The sequence below is a fragment of the Robinsoniella sp. KNHs210 genome (assembly GCF_000686105.1).
Lineage (GTDB): Bacteria > Bacillota > Clostridia > Lachnospirales > Lachnospiraceae > Robinsoniella > Robinsoniella peoriensis.
In genome coordinates this window covers 2,206,107-2,222,884 of the sequence record NZ_JMLZ01000002.1, presented here as the reverse complement: position 1 = coordinate 2,222,884, position 16,778 = coordinate 2,206,107, and the positions used below count along the sequence as shown (strand labels likewise).

The following is a 16,778-nucleotide window of genomic DNA, read 5'->3' as shown; positions in this document are numbered from 1 at the left end:
AATGAAATGCTTAAGTAGTAATGAGAGGAGATATTATGTTTAAAATTTTTAAGTATCTAAAGAAATCAGCCGGGATAATACTGGTAATTGTCCTGTTGCTGTTCCTTCAGGCTTATTGTGATTTGTCATTGCCTGATTATACTTCGAAGATTGTAAATGTAGGCATTCAGCAAAATGGTATTGAGGATGCCGTAGCAGAAACAATCCGCGGGGAAACCATGGATAAACTGTTTATCTTTATGGATGAGGATACCCAGAATCTGGTGAAAGAGAATTATACACTGGAAAATAATATGTGGTCCCTGAAGAAAGTAGATAAAGAAACCAGAGATAAGTTAAACACGGAATTTGGAAAGCCCATGCTGATGGTATATGGTCTGACTTCTGATTCGGATCAGACAAAAGCGATTCTGGCACAAATGAAACTGCCGGAGGGCACAGATCCATTTACCGTATTTGCCCAGATGCCAAAAGAGCAGATGGATAAAGTGATGGAAGGCATGAGTGAAAAGCTGGATAAGATGCCGGAATCCATAATCACCCAGTCGTCTATTAATTTTGTAAAAAGTGAGTATCAGGCCCAGGGGATTGACATGGACGGAATGCAGACAAATTATATTTTAAAGTCTGGTCTGGTGATGCTGGCGTTTGCACTGACAATTATGATTGCAGCCGTTCTGGTTACATTCCTGTCATGCCGGGTAGCAGCGTCCTTAAGCCGGGATCTGCGTGAAAAAGTGTTTGAGAAAGTGATTTCCTTTTCCAATGCGGAATTCGATAAGTTTTCCACGGCTTCCCTGATTACAAGAAGTACCAATGATATTCAGCAGGTACAGATGCTGATGACAATGCTTTTCCGTATTGTCCTCTATGCTCCGATCCTGGGTATTGGAGGCGTAATTCACGCACTGGGTACGAATAAATCAATGGCATGGATTATTGCCGTGGCTGTAGGAGCGATTCTGGTTGTAGTATCCATTCTTTTCAGCGTTGCCATGCCGAAATTCCAGGCGCTGCAGAAATTAATTGACCGCCTGAACCTGGTATCCAGGGAAATACTCCAGGGTGTTCCGGTTATTCGTGCATTCAGTACAGAGAAGCATGAGGAACAGCGTTTTGAAACAGCCAATCATGAACTGATGAAAACGAATCTTTTTGTAAACCGGTGTATGACATTCATGATGCCTCTTATGATGTTTATCATGAACGGGATTACCGTATTGATTGTGTGGAAAGGTGCGGCCGGAATTGACAATGGAAATATGCAGGTTGGAGATCTGATGGCATTTATACAATATACCATGATGATTATTATGTCCTTCCTGATGCTTACCATGCTTTCCATTATGCTGCCAAGGGCAAGTGTATCCGCAACACGTATTAATGAAGTGCTGGAGACAGAAGTGATCCTTCATGATCCAAAAGACCCGAAAAGTGCAGACAGAAGCAAAAAGGGTATCGTAGAATTTAAAAATGTATCATTTACCTATCCGGAAGCGGAGGAAAGTGTACTTTCTAATCTGAACTTTACGGCAAAACCGGGTGAAACCACAGCGATTATCGGAAGTACCGGATGCGGTAAATCTACCCTGGTGAATCTGATTCCAAGATTCTTTGATGTGACACAGGGACAGATTCTGGTAGATGGTGTGGATGTCCGTGAACTGAGCCAGCGTGAGTTGCATGATAAAATCGGATATGTACCTCAAAAGGGTGTTCTGTTCTCGGGAACTATTGCTACGAACCTGCGCTACGGTAAAGAGGATGCAACAGATGAAGAAGTGGCAAAAGCGGCTCAAATAGCACAGGCATATGACTTTATTCAGGAAAAAGATGAGAAGTTTGATTCGCCGATTGCCCAGGGCGGAACGAATGTATCCGGTGGACAGAAGCAGAGGCTTTCTATCGCCAGAGCAATCGCAAAAGAACCTGAGATTTATATCTTTGACGATAGTTTCTCCGCGCTGGATTATAAAACGGATGTTGCCCTTAGAGGTGCGCTGAAAAATGAAACGAAGGATGCCACAACGATTATTGTAGCCCAGCGTATCAGCACCATACTCCATGCAGAGCAGATTATTGTTTTGGATGAAGGAAAAGTAGCAGGAATAGGAACACATCAGGAATTACTGAAAAACTGCGATGTATATTATCAGATTGCAGCATCACAATTGTCAAAGGAGGAATTGTCCAATGAGTAATGAGAAACATGGCAGGCCTGGCAGACCTATGGGGCCGGGCGGACATATGGTTCCGGGTGAGAAAGCAAAAGACTTTAAAGGTACGATGAAAAAGCTCATAGGTTATATGGGACGATATAAATTCCGGTTTTTGATTATGATGGTATTCGCAATTGCCAGTACAACATTTGCAATCATCGGACCGACTATTTTAGGTAATGCAACGACAGAAATTTTTAATGGCTTAATGGGAAAAATCAATGGTACCGGCGGTATTAATTTTGATAAAATCGGTGAGATTCTCCTGACACTGCTGGGATTATATGTGATGAGTGCCTGCCTCTCCTTTATACAGGGATTCATTATGTCCGGAATATCAAATGATGTATCTTATAATTTAAGAAAAGATATATCCCATAAGATTAACCGTATGCCAATGAAGTATTTCGAAAGCAGAACTACAGGAGAGATTCTTTCCAGAATTACCAATGATGTGGACACTTTGGGACAGAGCTTAAATCAGAGTGTTACGCAGCTGATTACTTCGGTGACCATGTTGATTGGTGTATTCATCATGATGCTTCGTATCAACATCATTATGACGGTTTGTGCACTTTTAATACTCCCGATCTCGATGCTGATTATCAGCAGAGTTATGAAGTTTTCACAGAAATTCTTCCAGCAGCAGCAGAAATACCTGGGAGATGTAAACGGACAGGTGGAAGAAGTATACAGCGGTCATAATATTGTAAAAGTATTTAACAAAGAACATGCGGTAGTAACAGAGTTTAAAGAAACAAATCAGAAATTATATGAATCTGCATGGAAATCCCAGTTCTTTTCCGGAATGATGATGCCTATTATGCAGTTTGTAGGAAATCTGGGGTATGTTATGGTTGCACTTCTCGGCGGATTTTTGGTAATCAAGGGAAGTATTGAAGTAGGCCAGATACAGTCCTTCTTCCAGTATATTCGTAACTTCACCCAGCCGATCCAGCAGATCGCCCAGGTAACTAATATGCTGCAGGCTACGGCAGCAGCTTCAGAACGAGTATTTGAATTCCTGGAGGAAGAGGAAGAAGACCAGAAGGTTGAAAATCCGGTTCATATTGATCACTTACAGGGAAATGTAGAATTTGAACATGTAAGCTTCGGCTATAATCCGGAGCATATAACAATTCATGACTTCTCAGCGCATATTAATGAGGGTCAGAAAATCGCAATTGTTGGACCGACAGGCGCAGGAAAGACCACAATGATCAAGCTTCTGATGCGTTTTTATGATGTCAATACAGGATCCATTAAGGTAGATGGCCATGATCTTCGGAATTTCAATAGAAGTGAACTCCGTGAAATGTTCGGTATGGTATTACAGGATACCTGGCTGTACAATGGAACGATCATGGAAAATATCCGTTACGGACGTCTGGGAGCTACCGACGAGGAAGTTATTGCTGCTTCCAAAGCGGCACATGCCCATAACTTTATTAAGACTCTGCCCGGTGGGTATAACATGGTGTTAAATGAAGAGACCAGTAATATATCTCAGGGGCAGAAGCAGCTGCTGACAATTGCCAGAGCGATTCTTGCTGATCCCAAGATCTTAATCCTGGATGAGGCAACCAGTTCCGTTGATACAAGAACGGAAGTCCGTATCCAGAAAGCGATGGATTATCTGATGAAGGGACGTACCAGTTTTGTAATTGCCCACAGATTATCTACGATTCGTGATGCAGACCTGATACTGTTTATGAAAGACGGTAATATTGTAGAACAGGGTAACCACGATGAGTTAATGAGTAAGAACGGATTCTATGCGGATCTGTACAACAGCCAGTTTATAAAAACTGCATAATTGCATAAAAAAACCCCGCCGAAGCGTTAATGCTTTGGCGGGGTTTTTAAACATGATAAAATAAAATGGTTTGTTTCATCTGCCCATTTACCAAATACAAAATGATTGGCTCCAGGTATGATTTTCAGCTGCGCTTTTGGCAGAGAATGTGCGATCAGCTTCGTGTGGCTCTCTTTGATCATATCGTGCTGTCCGGCAATTACCAGGGCGGGAACAGTGATCTTTGCAAGCATTTCCGGGTGTATACGGGGTTCCTTCACCATAAGCCCTAATATGGAAGCATTATGTAATGCTTTTTTGTCAAATTTAGCAATAAAAGAACACAGATAATAGCCAATCATAATTGGAAACTGATAGGTAAATTTTACGCCGGAGGGGGACAGATTGGCTCCGGCAAGAACCAGAAAGTCTATTTTAAATGTAGAGTTTAAGGCAATTTCAAGTGCTGCATTTGCGCCATCGCTGAATCCAATCAGTGCTGCATGGGTAACTCCCAGTTTCTGGAGCAGCATAACTGCGTCTTTGGCAATTTGCTTCAGAGTAATAGCTGTATTAGATACCATAGACCGGCCGTGTCCCCGGCTGTCCATCGTAATTACTCTGTAGTCTTTGGAAAATACTTCTAACTGACGCTGAAAGCAGGTCCAGTCTTCGCCATTCCCGTGAATGAACAATATAGTATTCTCATTTTCACTATCGCCATAAATGCGGTAGTAGATTTCGGCATCATGAATATTCAGATAGCCGTCTTTTAACGCTTCGATGATAATCACTCCTGTTCTGTATTGATAATCTCATTATAAGTGATATTTGGAAAAAAGCAATTGGAAAATGAAAGGAATTCTAAAAAAACAATTGTTCTGTTTTTTGAAAGGCAGTATAATAATCAAATACAGAAAAAAGCCTGCAGATTATACGATTTGCATGCGGATTGGAGTTCATATGGAATACATACCGGCAAAGACTATTGTTACCAGAACAAAGAGCGCAGATTCCTGGTTTGGAATCGATTATAATATGAATATTTATAAAGGATGCTGTCACGGGTGCATTTACTGCGACAGCCGCTCCGAGTGTTACCGCATTGATGATTTCGACCGGGTGAGGGCGAAAGAAAATGCTTTGCAGATTATCCGGGATGATTTGCGAAGAAAAGTAAAAACAGGAGTAGTAGGAACAGGTGCCATGAGTGATCCCTACAATCCTTTTGAAAAAAATCTGATGCTTACCCGACATGCTTTAGAACTTGTTGACGCTTTTGGTTTTGGTGCTGCAATTGCGACAAAAAGCCCCCTTATCACAAGAGACATAGATATTCTGGAAGAAATAAAGGAACATTCACCGGTTTTGTGCAAGATTACCGTAACTACGGCAGATGATGAATTATGTAAGAAAATAGAACCTGGGGTGGCGCCTTCATCCAGCCGTTTTGAAGCCCTGAGAGAATTGTCCTCACATGGTATCTTTGCGGGTATTTTGCTGATGCCGGTGCTGCCTTTTTTAGAGGACAGTGAAGAAAATATACTGCGTATCGTGCAGCTGACAGCAGAAATGGGCGGTAAATTTATCTATCCTGCCTTTGGTGTGACTCTGCGCCTGAATCAAAGAGAATGGTATTTTGAAAAGTTAGATGAATTATTTCCTGGTGAAAAACTGGTGGAAAAATATATCAGGCGATTTGGTAATTATTATGAATGCAGAAGTCCCAGGGCGAAAAAATTATGGGGAATATTTGCAAATGAATGCGAAAAGTTTGGAATACGTTATAAAATGCAGGATATTATTTACGGTTATCAGAAGAACTATCAGATTACCCAATTGAGCTTGTTTGATTTATAAAAGAGGGAGAGTAATTATGGATCATAAATATATACGGTCAATAAAAATAGAGTGGGAAAAAACAGATCCGGATGCTTACTATCGTGATATTAAAGCACTGGCTTCCATAAAAGAACTGGATTTTCACCAAAATATTACTTTTTTCGTTGGGGAAAATGGTTCCGGAAAATCTACACTGCTGGAGGCAATTGCGGTAGCATATGGCTTTAACCCGGAGGGCGGCAGCGTTCATTACAATTTTTCCTCCAATGACACGCATACGGATTTGTGGAAGCATCTTCGTATCGTAAAAGGCATTCGAAAAGCAAAAGACGGGTTTTTCTTAAGGGCAGAGAGTTTCTACAATGTGGCAACTAAGATGGAGGAACTGGCGAAAACCACCGGCGGAGGAATCATGATGGATCCGGCATTCTTGAGCGGTTATGGAGGAAAATCGCTTCATCACCAGTCGCATGGGGAGAGTTTTCTGGCGATTGTACAGAATCGTTTCCGGGGAGACGGGGTTTATATTTTAGATGAGCCGGAAGCGGCACTGTCGCCCCAGAGACAGTTGACGCTTTTGTTATATATCTCACAGCTTGCAAAAGAAGGATCACAATTTATCATAGCCACGCATTCGCCTGTTTTACTTGGTATGCCGGATGCCGGGATATACTCTTTTGATGCTGACAGTGTATTACCCATAGCATATGAAGATTCAGAATGCTATCAGGTAATGGAAATGTTTATCAATCATCGAAAAGTAATTTTAGACCGGCTGCTGAATGGCGACGAGATATAAGGTATTATTATATATGGAAGAAACTAGTGTCTTCCGGCATAAATACGCCGAGAGGATCTAGAACCCAGACGCAGTATATTTTCCAAAATAAAATATTTTCACATAATGCATCCTTTTTCCAATCGTATCTGTCTAATGATTGTAAACACATAAAAGTGCGGAAAAAATGTGGAGAAAATGCACTTTGAAAAAGGAGGTGTTCCATTGAAGCATCTGGTAATCAAGGCACAGAAAAATGATGAAGAGGCTTTCATCAAGCTTATGGAATTAAATAAGCAGAGTATGTACAAGATCGCGAAATCTTATCTGCACCACGAGGAAGATATTGCTGATGCCATGCAGGAAACGGTTTTAAAGTGTTATGAAAAATTAGAAACATTGAAAGAGCCAAGATATTTCAAAACGTGGCTGGTTCGTATTCTGATTAATAATTGCAAAGACATTTTAAAACAAAATAAGTCATTATGCCTGATGGATGAGTTCCCGGAATTGGCTGATCCCGACCTGCCCCAGGATAACCTGGAATTTACAGAACTTTTGAATGCTCTGAATGAGAAGTACCGTACAATCCTGATCTTATATTATGTAGAAGGTTTTAATACAAGAGAGATTGCAGAACTTCTGGAAATGAATGAGCATACGGTGAAAAGCCGCTTGCTTCGTGCAAGACAGAACTTTGCAAGAGAGTATCAAAAGGACATAGCCTGTGCAGGCAGGTAGTAAGTTGGAAGAAAATAATAAAATAGAAAGGATGCCACAATTTTATTCTTTCAATCTGCTTTATCGTGGCCATATTACATATTATACTGTAATATGTAATATGCAATGGGTGAAAAAATGGGAAAATTATATTCGGAAGAAGAAGCTAAGAAAATTTTAAAAGAAGAAATTACAACTTCAAATGTGGTTGACCAGAAAATGAATCAGGCATATCAGGAAATTCGAAGTAAAAAAACCGGAAGAGGAAAGCGTCGTGCTTATAAGAAAGTAGTTGTGGCAGCAGCGGCGGCGGCACTTATCGCAACCACTTCCTTAGTGGCTCTGGCGGCAAATGGATTCTTCCAAAAAGAAGTAGTGGAAAGCAATGATTCGGTATCGTATAAGTTTACGGTTGATTATGAATTAAGTGCAAATAAAATTGATGTGAAGCCTGGGTATCTGCCGGAAGGGTATACAACTGAATTTGCCGAGAATAAATTCTGTAAAGAAGATAGCTGGGGAAACGGAATATCCATCATTCCTATGACTACAGTGGATATTGACCGGATCAACAACGAATTTTCTGTGGACAAGATTGAAAATGTGGAAAAGACTACTTTAAATGGGATGGAAGCCCATGTAATTACCGTAAAGGAAGCGGAAAAATACAGGAGGGGGAACTGTGTGCTCTTATTTAATCCTGAGGATGGTTATGTCATAGAGGTATGGGGGTTCTATGACGTTCCGGTTGATGAATTAAAGAAAGTGGCAGACCAGCTTATAATAGAAAAATCCCAGGATGAAACGGTGGCACTCCCTACAGCTGAAGAGTTGGAAAAAGAAAAGGAAATGCAGCTGGAAGACCAGAAACGGGTTGAACAGTACCAGAAAGCAAAAGAAGCAGGAGTTGGAGAAGACAGGATTGTGCCCATAGGACAGGAAATTAAGGCTCAGGATTTCGATGATGATGAGCTTGCTGCAGAAGGTGGTGGGTTCAACAAATTTGGATATACCATAGAAAGCGCACAATATGTGGATACCATATCAGAATATCCAAAGGAAAATTTCTATAATTATGATGAGGAGATAGCATCCTGCCTGAACGAAGACGGAAGCCTGCGCGATCATCTTCGCCAGAAGATGAGTGAAGACGGCAAGTTGAATGTTGACGAAAGTACGGAAGAGTCTGTGGGAAGTAAGTTCCTGGTAGTGGATGTCCAGGTGAAGAACTATGCTGAAAAAGCAGTGGATGCTCCGTTATATCTGAATATTGCAAGGCTGCAGCAGCGTGCAGATGGGACATATGACCAGGACAGCAAATGGGAATATATGCCTGTCCCTATGGAGAATTGGCCGATACTTGAGATGCCGGTATACTTTGATAAACCGCAGAATGTAGAAGGCAATGACAGAATTCATCAATTTTTCTTCCGTACGATTCAGCCGGGTGAAACGTTAAGCTATACCCTGATGTATGTAATAGATGATGATATGACTGGGGAAATATTCCTGGCACCGCCAATCACAAGCGCAGACGCGGAACTGACCACGCAATATTTTTCCTTAAAAACTAATTGACAATTTCTGAAAGAAGTGATATTGTTAGTACTATAGTTGATAAGAGTAAATGCAATGAAGAGGAATAGTACAATTATTTCTGATTACAGAAAGCTGTCGGTTGATGCGAGACAGTTGAGGAAGAAATTGGAACTCACCTTGGAGCGGCTGCCCCAAATTCTTAATATAGTTTAAATGCTGGATAGAGAAAAGTAGACGCAGACGGAACCCCAACCGTTATCTGGGTAGGATATAAGATTCTATTGAATCCGTATCTGATGAGTGTATGAAGAAATTCATAAAATAGAGTGGTACCGCGCAAGACAAGTATATTTTAGTCTTTCGTCTCTAAATGACAACGGGATTGTCAGGAGACGAAGGACTTTTTTTGTTTCCTAAAATAAGTTGTTATCGAGATTTGCCTGCTGAACAGGTGTGGCAGGATGCAGATACATGTTATCTGACATTTAAGAATTGCAGACGATTATCAACATATACATGGAACAGGCGGACATGGCAAAACAAGAAAAGGAGATTAAGAATATGAAAAATGTGAATAAGTACACAAGGCAGTATTTTATGCCGCCAGTAAATGCAATGAACTGGGCAAAGAAGGATCATATTGAAAAAGCACCAATCTGGTGCAGTGTAGACCTGAGGGATGGAAATCAGGCTTTAATTGTTCCTATGTCATTAGAGCAGAAGATAGAATTTTTTAAATTATTAGTAAAAGTTGGATTTAAAGAAATTGAAGTTGGATTTCCGGCTGCGTCGGATACGGAATATCAGTTTTTGAGAGCATTGATTGAAAAAGATTTAATTCCTGATGATGTTACCATTCAGGTGCTGACACAGGCGAGAGAACACATTATCCGTAAAACCTTTGAAGCATTGAAGGGAGCAAAAAAAGCAGTTGTTCATGTATATAACTCCACTTCCCAGGCACAGAGAGAACAGGTATTTAAGAAATCAAAAGAAGAAATTCTGAATATTGCAGTAGAGGGTGCATCGTTATTAAAGAAACTGGCAGCAGAAACAGAAGGAAACTTCTCATTTGAATACAGCCCGGAGAGTTTTACAGGAACAGAAGTGGAATATTCCCTGGAAGTATGTAACGCAGTATTAGATGTATGGCAGCCGACTCCTGACAATAAGGTTATCATCAATTTGCCAAGTACGGTTCAGCACTCAATGCCTCACGTATATGCCAGCCAGATTGAATATATGTGTGATCATATGAAATACCGGGAAAATGTTATCGTTTCCCTGCATCCGCACAATGACAGAGGATGCGGTGTATCCGATGCAGAAATGGGTATCTTGGCAGGTGCTGACAGAATTGAAGGAACTTTGTTCGGCAACGGAGAGCGTACCGGTAATGTAGACATTGTGACTTTGGCAATGAATATGTATTCCCAGGGGGTGGATCCGGAACTTGACTTCAGTAACATGCCTGCAATCTGCGACGCATACGAAGAGTTTACCGGAATGAAGATTGATATGAGAAGCCCATACAGCGGTGCGTTAGTGTTTGCGGCCTTCTCAGGTTCCCACCAGGATGCAATTGCAAAGGGCATGAAATACAGAGAAGAGCATGACTGTGACCAGTGGACAGTTCCATATCTGCCTATCGACCCTACCGATGTGGGAAGACTGTACGAAGCAGATGTTATCCGTATCAACAGCCAGTCCGGAAAAGGCGGTATCGGATATATTCTGGAACAAAATTTCGGCCTGAATTTACCTGCAAAGATGAGAGAAGCAATGGGGTACGCAGCGAAATCCGTATCGGACGAACAGCACAAAGAACTTATGCCGGAAGAAATCTTCCAGCTGTTCAAAGACAAATACGAAGATATTACAACTCCATACGATATTACAGAAGTACATTTCAAACAGCATAATGGCATCATAGCAGAAGTTGTAGTAGATGTAAATGGAGAAAGCCGCACTGCTATTGCAGCCGGTAATGGACGTTTGAATGCCGTAAGCAATGCGCTTAAGAAACAGTTCCGTCTGGAATACGATTTAATTACTTACCAGGAACATGCATTAGAACAGAGTTCCAGCTCCAAAGCGATCGCTTATGTGGGAATCCGCAATAAAGACGGCGAACTCTTCTGGGGTGCAGGCGTAGATCAGGATATTATCCAGGCATCTATTCATGCATTAGTTACAGCAATTAATAATATGGTTGCAGAATAAAATAAAATTATATAAAAAGCCTTAATATTTATGTGTTTATCATAAATATCAAGGCTTTTCCAATGCAATGCAATGGTGTAATCATTGCCGTATTATTTGATGTGCTGCGGAATATAATAATTATCAGATAAGTCCGTTATCTTTACACAGCGCTTCGATACTGCGGTCATATGTGGCTTCCGCTTCTGCTGAAAAGAAGCAGCCGGGTACCCCTTCGTTATTGTCACGGTGATGAGCCACACATTCACAGCATTTACCGTGACGGGGGCAGTCGTATGTACAGGTACATGGTCTTTTGTTAGAACAGCCCATTAAATAGTCCTCCTTATGTTTAGTGAGACTATTTTATCAATAAAAAGTAAAAATTGCAAGTTAAGAGATATATAGAGAGGAGCATCAGGCCCCTCTCTGATAAAAAATCTTATTTGCTTTTGTTTACGAAAGATTCGCAGTCTGTACATTCGATCTTAGTTGGGTTAGATTCATGTGTTCCAACTTTGATAGCATTAAGTGTACAATAGTTTTCTGTTTCTGCATGATGAGTGCAATTGTTTACGGAACATTTGATGGATTCGTTTTTCATATTTTTCACCTCCTTGATAATGGTACTAAATAGTTTGCACAAAAATGAAAATTATATACCTGCTGAAGCACAAAAAAAAATATTTAGAACGAAAATCTAATGCTAAATTTTAAATGTTATCCACAGAAGAACCGACAGACAAACCCAGTAAATTACAAAATTATATAAAATATTTCAAAATAATTAAATTGTTGCAAAAATATTACTGAGAGATTAAATCAACATTAAAATGCCCAAAAACAAAGGGGTTTAGAGAAAAATGTTGTAAAATGTAGAAAAATAATCCATAAAAATAGTAAAAACTTGGAAAAAAGAACTAGTAATATTATATAAAAATATGCATATAAAATCATTAAAATATATAATAAGTGCACATATCAACAATGTGATAAAAAAATGTACATGTAAGATATTACAAAAATATGAATTCGTGCTTGACACATTCTTTTCTTTTCAATATAATTGCAATACACAGACAAGCGAGGGGGCTTTGTGTACATAATATTTGTTTTTAAATATTTAAAAATATAAAAATAAAGGGGAGCAATTATTTTAGGAAAGATGAGGAACGCCGTATGTGGCTGTTAAAATCGCTAGTTAGGAAGTTGTACAAATTAAAAAAATATTTGTTCAGACGAAGATACCGCGGATGCCGTATTAATTGCGTAGCTGCTACTTTTGTTGCAGTTATATGTACTGCAGTCCTGCTTTGTGCAGTCGGCTTCAGTGATGGCGGTAAAAACAAGGTATATGCCGTTACACAACAGAATGCGGTTTCAGACGAAACACCGCAAAAGGCGAAAGATAAAAAATTCCAGGCAGGCCTTATGGGTATCATGAATTGTATATCCAGTATGGAAGAACTGTCCATGTCTTCAAAAGCACAGGAAGTATCAGGAGCAGGAGAGGAAATACTGGTAGGTGCATCCAAAGCCAGCAGGAGAGAAGTAAACAGGATGACAATTGAAAAGGGAATGGAACAGGCCGGTGCAGTTGGTTACAGTGCTTCGCAGATTGTGAAGGACAACCATATGCCGGTGGAAGATTACGATGCACTTCTTCGCATAGTGGAAGCGGAAGCAACCGGCGGGGATATGAAAAGTAAGATTCTGGTGGCAAATGTAGTGCTGAACAGAGTGAATAACAGCCATTTCCCGGATAGTATTTATGATGTTGTATGGGAGCGGGTGAATGGTGATCCGCAGTTTTCGCCCACGGCAGACGGAAGAATTGACAGTGTTACGATTTCAGATGAAACAATTGAAGCAGTTGACCGTGCTTTAAATGGGGAAGACTATTCCGAAGGGGCATTGTACTTTATTGCAAGATCCAGTGCAGACCAGATTAATGTGAACTGGTTTGATACCAAATTGCAGAAATTGTTCGTGTATGGCGGACATGAATTTTTTACATACGAAGGTTATTGATAAATAGGCGGCTGCGTTTTTGTGCGGCTGCCTTTTTTCGTCTTGTGTACTTTGGAAAGGTATGCTATAATCTGTACTTAAAGAATATAATTTAAACCAAATGTAAAGGATGAAGATGATGGATTTGTTATACAAAAGTACGAGAAGTAATGAAACTGCAGTAACAGCTTCCCAGGCAATTTTAAAGGGATTATCCGCAGACGGTGGGCTATTTGTTCCATCCGGCATTCCTGCATTAGATGTAGACATGGAGACTTTGGCAGGTATGAGCTACCAGGAAACAGCATATGAGGTTATGAAGCTGTTTTTTACGGATTTTACAGAGGAAGAATTAAAATCCTGTATTGCCAAAGCATACGATGAAAAGTTTGATACTACTGAGATAGCACCGATTAAGAAAGAAGATGGCGCTTACTATCTGGAGCTGTTTCATGGCGCTACAATTGCATTTAAAGATATGGCACTTTCAATTCTGCCTCATTTACTTACAACTTCAGCGAAAAAAAATAATGTAAAGAATGAAATCGTAATTCTGACAGCTACTTCAGGAGATACCGGAAAAGCTGCTTTAGCCGGTTTTGCAGATGTTCCCGGTACCAGAATTGTAGTTTTCTATCCCAAAGACGGTGTTAGTCCGATACAGGAAAAACAGATGGTTACCCAGAAGGGTGATAATACGTTTGTTGTGGGGATTAATGGAAACTTTGATGATGCACAGACAGGTGTAAAGAATATATTCGGGGATAAGGAACTGGAAGCACAGATGGCAGATGCCGGATTCCAATTTTCTTCTGCCAACTCCATCAATATCGGACGTCTGGTGCCACAGGTGGTTTATTATGTATATGCTTATGCAAAATTATATGCGTCAAAAGAGATAGACAAATCTGAGAAAATCAACGTAGTTGTACCGACCGGTAACTTCGGGAATATTCTGGCTGCATATTATGCTAAGAATATGGGTGTGCCGATTGATAAGCTGATCTGCGCGTCTAATGATAACAAAGTATTGTATGATTTCTTTACAACCGGTACATATGACAGAAACCGTGAATTTATTCTTACCACATCTCCATCTATGGATATTTTGATATCCAGTAATCTGGAACGCCTTATTTATAAGATTGCCGGAGAAGATGCGGATAAGAATCTTGAAATGATGGCTGCCCTTGGCAAAGAAGGTAAGTACCACATTACGGAAGAGATGAAGGCACAGCTTTCTGATTTCTGTGGTAATTATGCCACGGAAGAAGAAACTGCACAGGAAATTGCTTCGGTTTACCAAAAAACCGGATATATCATGGACACCCATACAGCAGTAGCTTCCTGTGTATTTAAAAAATATGAAGCAGAGAAAAAAGATAATAACAAGTCTGTAATTGCATCTACCGCAAGTCCTTATAAATTTACAAGGAGTGTTATGGATGCTATTGATATGAAGTATGATGCTATGACTGATTTTGAATTGGTAGATGAGCTTTGCAAGATTTCTAAAGTGAAAGTTCCGGGTGCAATTGAAGAAATCAGAACAGCTCCGGTACTTCACGATACTGTTGTAGAAGTAAATGAGATGAAAGACATCGTGAAAAAGTTCTTAAATATATAAGCGGGTCTTGGAAAGGCAGGGTTTTGTTATGGATAGTATGTACATGCTCATGGATTTACTTTTCGTAGGCTGCGGCGTATATGTTTTATATGCTTTTTATCTTATGAAAACAAAAGGTGAGATAAAAGAAAATGTTTTGTTATCCAGAGATATCTCGGTTTCAAAATGTAAGGATAAAGCAGGTTACATCAAATATATGACACCAAGGCTTTTAGTCTTTGGTATTGTATTGCTGATCATTGGAATCGTCAGTCTTATAGGTGACTATTTTAAAATTTTGGGAATGGGGTCATTAATCATTCTGGCAATCGGACTGATTGTGATGGTATGGTTTGTAATGATTACCAGAAAGTCAATGAAAATATACTGGTAAATATTAAAAAGAGTTTCAACCGCTGTGTCATGGTGGTTGAAACTCTTTTTATAGATAATAAGATAAGCCTATTCAGCCGATCCGCGTTCATGGAGTGGTGTGTACTCTTTATGCTTGGCAACACTCTTGTAAGCAGGACGGATAATTTTTCCGTTATTTGCCAATTCTTCGATACGGTGAGCGCTCCATCCGACAACACGGGCGATTGCAAAGATCGGGGTAAATAACTCAGTCGGAAGATCCAGCATGCTATAAACAAATCCGCTGTAGAAGTCCACGTTAGCGCTTACACCTTTATAGATTTTACGTTCTTCGCCGATAACCTGGGGAGCCAGGCGCTCAATCATGGAGTAGAGCTTAAATTCTTCTTCCCGGCCTTTTTCTTTAGACAGGCTTTCTACAAAAGATTTAAAAATATTTGCTCTTGGATCGGATAAGGAGTAAACCGCATGTCCCATACCATAGATCAATCCGGCATGGTCAAATGCTTCTTTGTTTAACAAGCGTTTCAGGTAATTTTTGATTTCACCTTCATCGGACCAGTCTTTTACTGATTTTTTCATGTCTTCAAACATCTTAACTACTTTGATATTGGCTCCGCCATGTTTCGGTCCTTTTAAAGAACCAAGAGAAGCAGCCATAGAAGAGTAGGTGTCAGTTCCGGATGAAGAGACTACATGGGTTGTAAAGGTAGAGTTATTACCGCCGCCATGTTCCATATGCAGAATCAGTGCAACATCTAAAATCTTGGCTTCCAGTTTCGTGAATTTGCTGTTTGGACGTAATATGTGAAGTATGTTTTCAGCGGTAGATAGTTCTGGCTGGGGTGAGTGGATAAAAAGGCTGTTGCCGTCGTGATAGTGGCTGTATGCCTGGTAGCCATATACAGAAAGCATAGGGAAAAGGCTGATTAACTGCAGGCATTGTCTAAGGACATTTGGAATGGAAACGTCATCTGCCCTGTCATCATAGGAATAAAGTGTCAGGACGCTTCGTGCAAGGGTGTTCATCATATCCTGGCTTGGCGCTTTCATAATGATATCCCGGACAAAGCTGGTAGGCAGTGTACGGTATGTAGCAAGCAGGTTGGAAAAGTCACGTAACTGCTCTTCCGTTGGAAGTGTACCGAAAAGAAGCAGATAAGTTACTTCTTCGAAGCCATAACGGTCATCATGGATGAACCCCTGGACGATGTCTTCTACATCGATACCGCGGTAGAAGAGTTTACCTTCACAGGGAATCATTTCGCTGTCTACAACGGTATAAGAGCGGATCTCTGCAATGTCGGTCAGGCCTGCAAGAACGCCCTTACCACTAATGTCACGAAGACCTCTTTTTACCTCGTATTTTGTGTACAGCTCCGTGTTGATCTGGCTGGTATCAGTTGCCAGCTTAGATAGAGCGAGAATATCAGGTGTAATTTCTGAATACGTACTCATAGTTGTTTCCTCCTGTTCTGTTTTAGTGTGCTAAAGGATTAAAATCCATTCTTTATCATATCATAAATTGGAAAAGAAAAATAGTAAAATTTTTTAATTGTAAAATATGTATAAAATAAGAAAAATAGATTGTTAATTGCTTGACATTTAAAATTAATGATGCGATAATAAAAACAAATTTTGAACAGTGAGATCCGGGTGGATAACACCGCCCGGTATATTTATGCAATAGTA

At 40.2% G+C, this 16,778-nt stretch carries 14 protein-coding genes and 1 other annotated feature; of the genes, 10 read left to right on the top strand and 4 right to left on the bottom strand.

Annotated elements, in window-relative coordinates; all coding sequences use genetic code 11:
- Positions 1-35: 35 nt before the first annotated feature.
- Together CD03_RS0116595 and CD03_RS0116590 are read left to right on the top strand one after the other, a co-directional pair.
- Positions 36-2,201, top strand: coding sequence for an ABC transporter ATP-binding protein (locus tag CD03_RS0116595; RefSeq protein WP_027294611.1), 2,166 nt, complete (start codon positions 36-38; stop codon positions 2,199-2,201).
- Positions 2,194-4,035, top strand: coding sequence for an ABC transporter ATP-binding protein (locus CD03_RS0116590; protein WP_027294610.1), 1,842 nt, complete (start codon positions 2,194-2,196; stop codon positions 4,033-4,035). Before CD03_RS0116595 ends, CD03_RS0116590 begins: the two co-directional genes overlap by 8 nt.
- Positions 4,036-4,061: 26 nt before the next feature.
- Here CD03_RS0116590 and CD03_RS33785 read toward each other — a convergent pair whose 3' ends face one another.
- Positions 4,062-4,808: an alpha/beta fold hydrolase gene (locus CD03_RS33785; protein ID WP_052377839.1), complete on the bottom strand. Its 747-nt coding sequence runs from the start codon at positions 4,806-4,808 to the stop codon at positions 4,062-4,064.
- 169 nt (positions 4,809-4,977) lie between these two features.
- Here CD03_RS33785 and CD03_RS0116580 point away from each other — a divergent pair, with 169 nt between their 5' ends.
- The 5 genes from CD03_RS0116580 to CD03_RS0116560 all read left to right on the top strand — a co-directional run bounded on the left by CD03_RS0116580 (position 4,978) and on the right by CD03_RS0116560 (position 11,116).
- Positions 4,978-5,874 (top strand): SPL family radical SAM protein, encoded by an 897-nt coding sequence (locus tag CD03_RS0116580; protein WP_027294609.1) that lies wholly within the window; start codon positions 4,978-4,980, stop codon positions 5,872-5,874.
- Positions 5,875-5,890: 16 nt separating this feature from the next.
- Positions 5,891-6,655, top strand: a complete 765-nt coding sequence (locus CD03_RS0116575; protein ID WP_027294608.1) for an AAA family ATPase — start codon at positions 5,891-5,893, stop codon at positions 6,653-6,655.
- 204 nt (positions 6,656-6,859) lie between these two features.
- A complete protein-coding gene (locus CD03_RS0116570; RefSeq protein ID WP_027294607.1) occupies positions 6,860-7,375 on the top strand; it encodes an RNA polymerase sigma factor in 516 nt (171 codons plus the stop codon).
- Between the two features lie 117 nt (positions 7,376-7,492).
- A complete protein-coding gene (locus CD03_RS0116565) occupies positions 7,493-8,932 on the top strand; it encodes a DUF4367 domain-containing protein (protein ID WP_027294606.1) in 1,440 nt (479 codons plus the stop codon).
- A gap of 45 nt (positions 8,933-8,977) precedes the next feature.
- Positions 8,978-9,264: a binding site (T-box leader), on the top strand.
- A gap of 190 nt (positions 9,265-9,454) precedes the next feature.
- Positions 9,455-11,116 carry a 2-isopropylmalate synthase gene (locus CD03_RS0116560; RefSeq protein WP_027294605.1) on the top strand — a complete coding sequence of 554 codons (1,662 nt, stop codon included), beginning with the start codon at positions 9,455-9,457 and terminating at the stop codon, positions 11,114-11,116.
- 123 nt (positions 11,117-11,239) lie between these two features.
- Here the strand turns inward: CD03_RS0116560 and CD03_RS0116555 are convergent, their stop codons facing one another.
- Entirely contained in the window at positions 11,240-11,428 is a 189-nt protein-coding gene (locus tag CD03_RS0116555) for a hypothetical protein (protein WP_027294604.1), read from the bottom strand.
- 109 nt (positions 11,429-11,537) lie between these two features.
- Positions 11,538-11,699: a DUF1540 domain-containing protein gene (locus CD03_RS33780; protein WP_330373721.1), complete on the bottom strand. Its 162-nt coding sequence runs from the start codon at positions 11,697-11,699 to the stop codon at positions 11,538-11,540.
- Between the two features lie 605 nt (positions 11,700-12,304).
- Here CD03_RS33780 and CD03_RS36180 point away from each other — a divergent pair.
- The 3 genes from CD03_RS36180 to CD03_RS0116535 all read left to right on the top strand — a co-directional run bounded on the left by CD03_RS36180 (position 12,305) and on the right by CD03_RS0116535 (position 15,105).
- Entirely contained in the window at positions 12,305-13,126 is an 822-nt protein-coding gene (locus CD03_RS36180; RefSeq protein WP_242849110.1) for a cell wall hydrolase, read from the top strand.
- Positions 13,127-13,244: 118 nt separating this feature from the next.
- The gene (gene thrC / locus CD03_RS0116540) at positions 13,245-14,732 is read left to right on the top strand and encodes a threonine synthase (RefSeq protein WP_027294603.1); all 1,488 of its coding nucleotides are present in this window, start codon (positions 13,245-13,247) and stop codon (positions 14,730-14,732) included.
- A gap of 28 nt (positions 14,733-14,760) precedes the next feature.
- On the top strand, positions 14,761-15,105 hold the full coding sequence (locus CD03_RS0116535) for a hypothetical protein (RefSeq protein WP_027294602.1): 345 nt from the start codon (positions 14,761-14,763) through the stop codon (positions 15,103-15,105).
- A 68-nt stretch (positions 15,106-15,173) separates the two neighbouring features.
- Here the strand turns inward: CD03_RS0116535 and CD03_RS0116530 are convergent, their stop codons facing one another.
- Positions 15,174-16,544 (bottom strand): citrate/2-methylcitrate synthase, encoded by a 1,371-nt coding sequence (locus CD03_RS0116530; RefSeq protein ID WP_027294601.1) that lies wholly within the window; start codon positions 16,542-16,544, stop codon positions 15,174-15,176.
- Between the last annotated feature and the right edge of the window lie 234 nt (positions 16,545-16,778).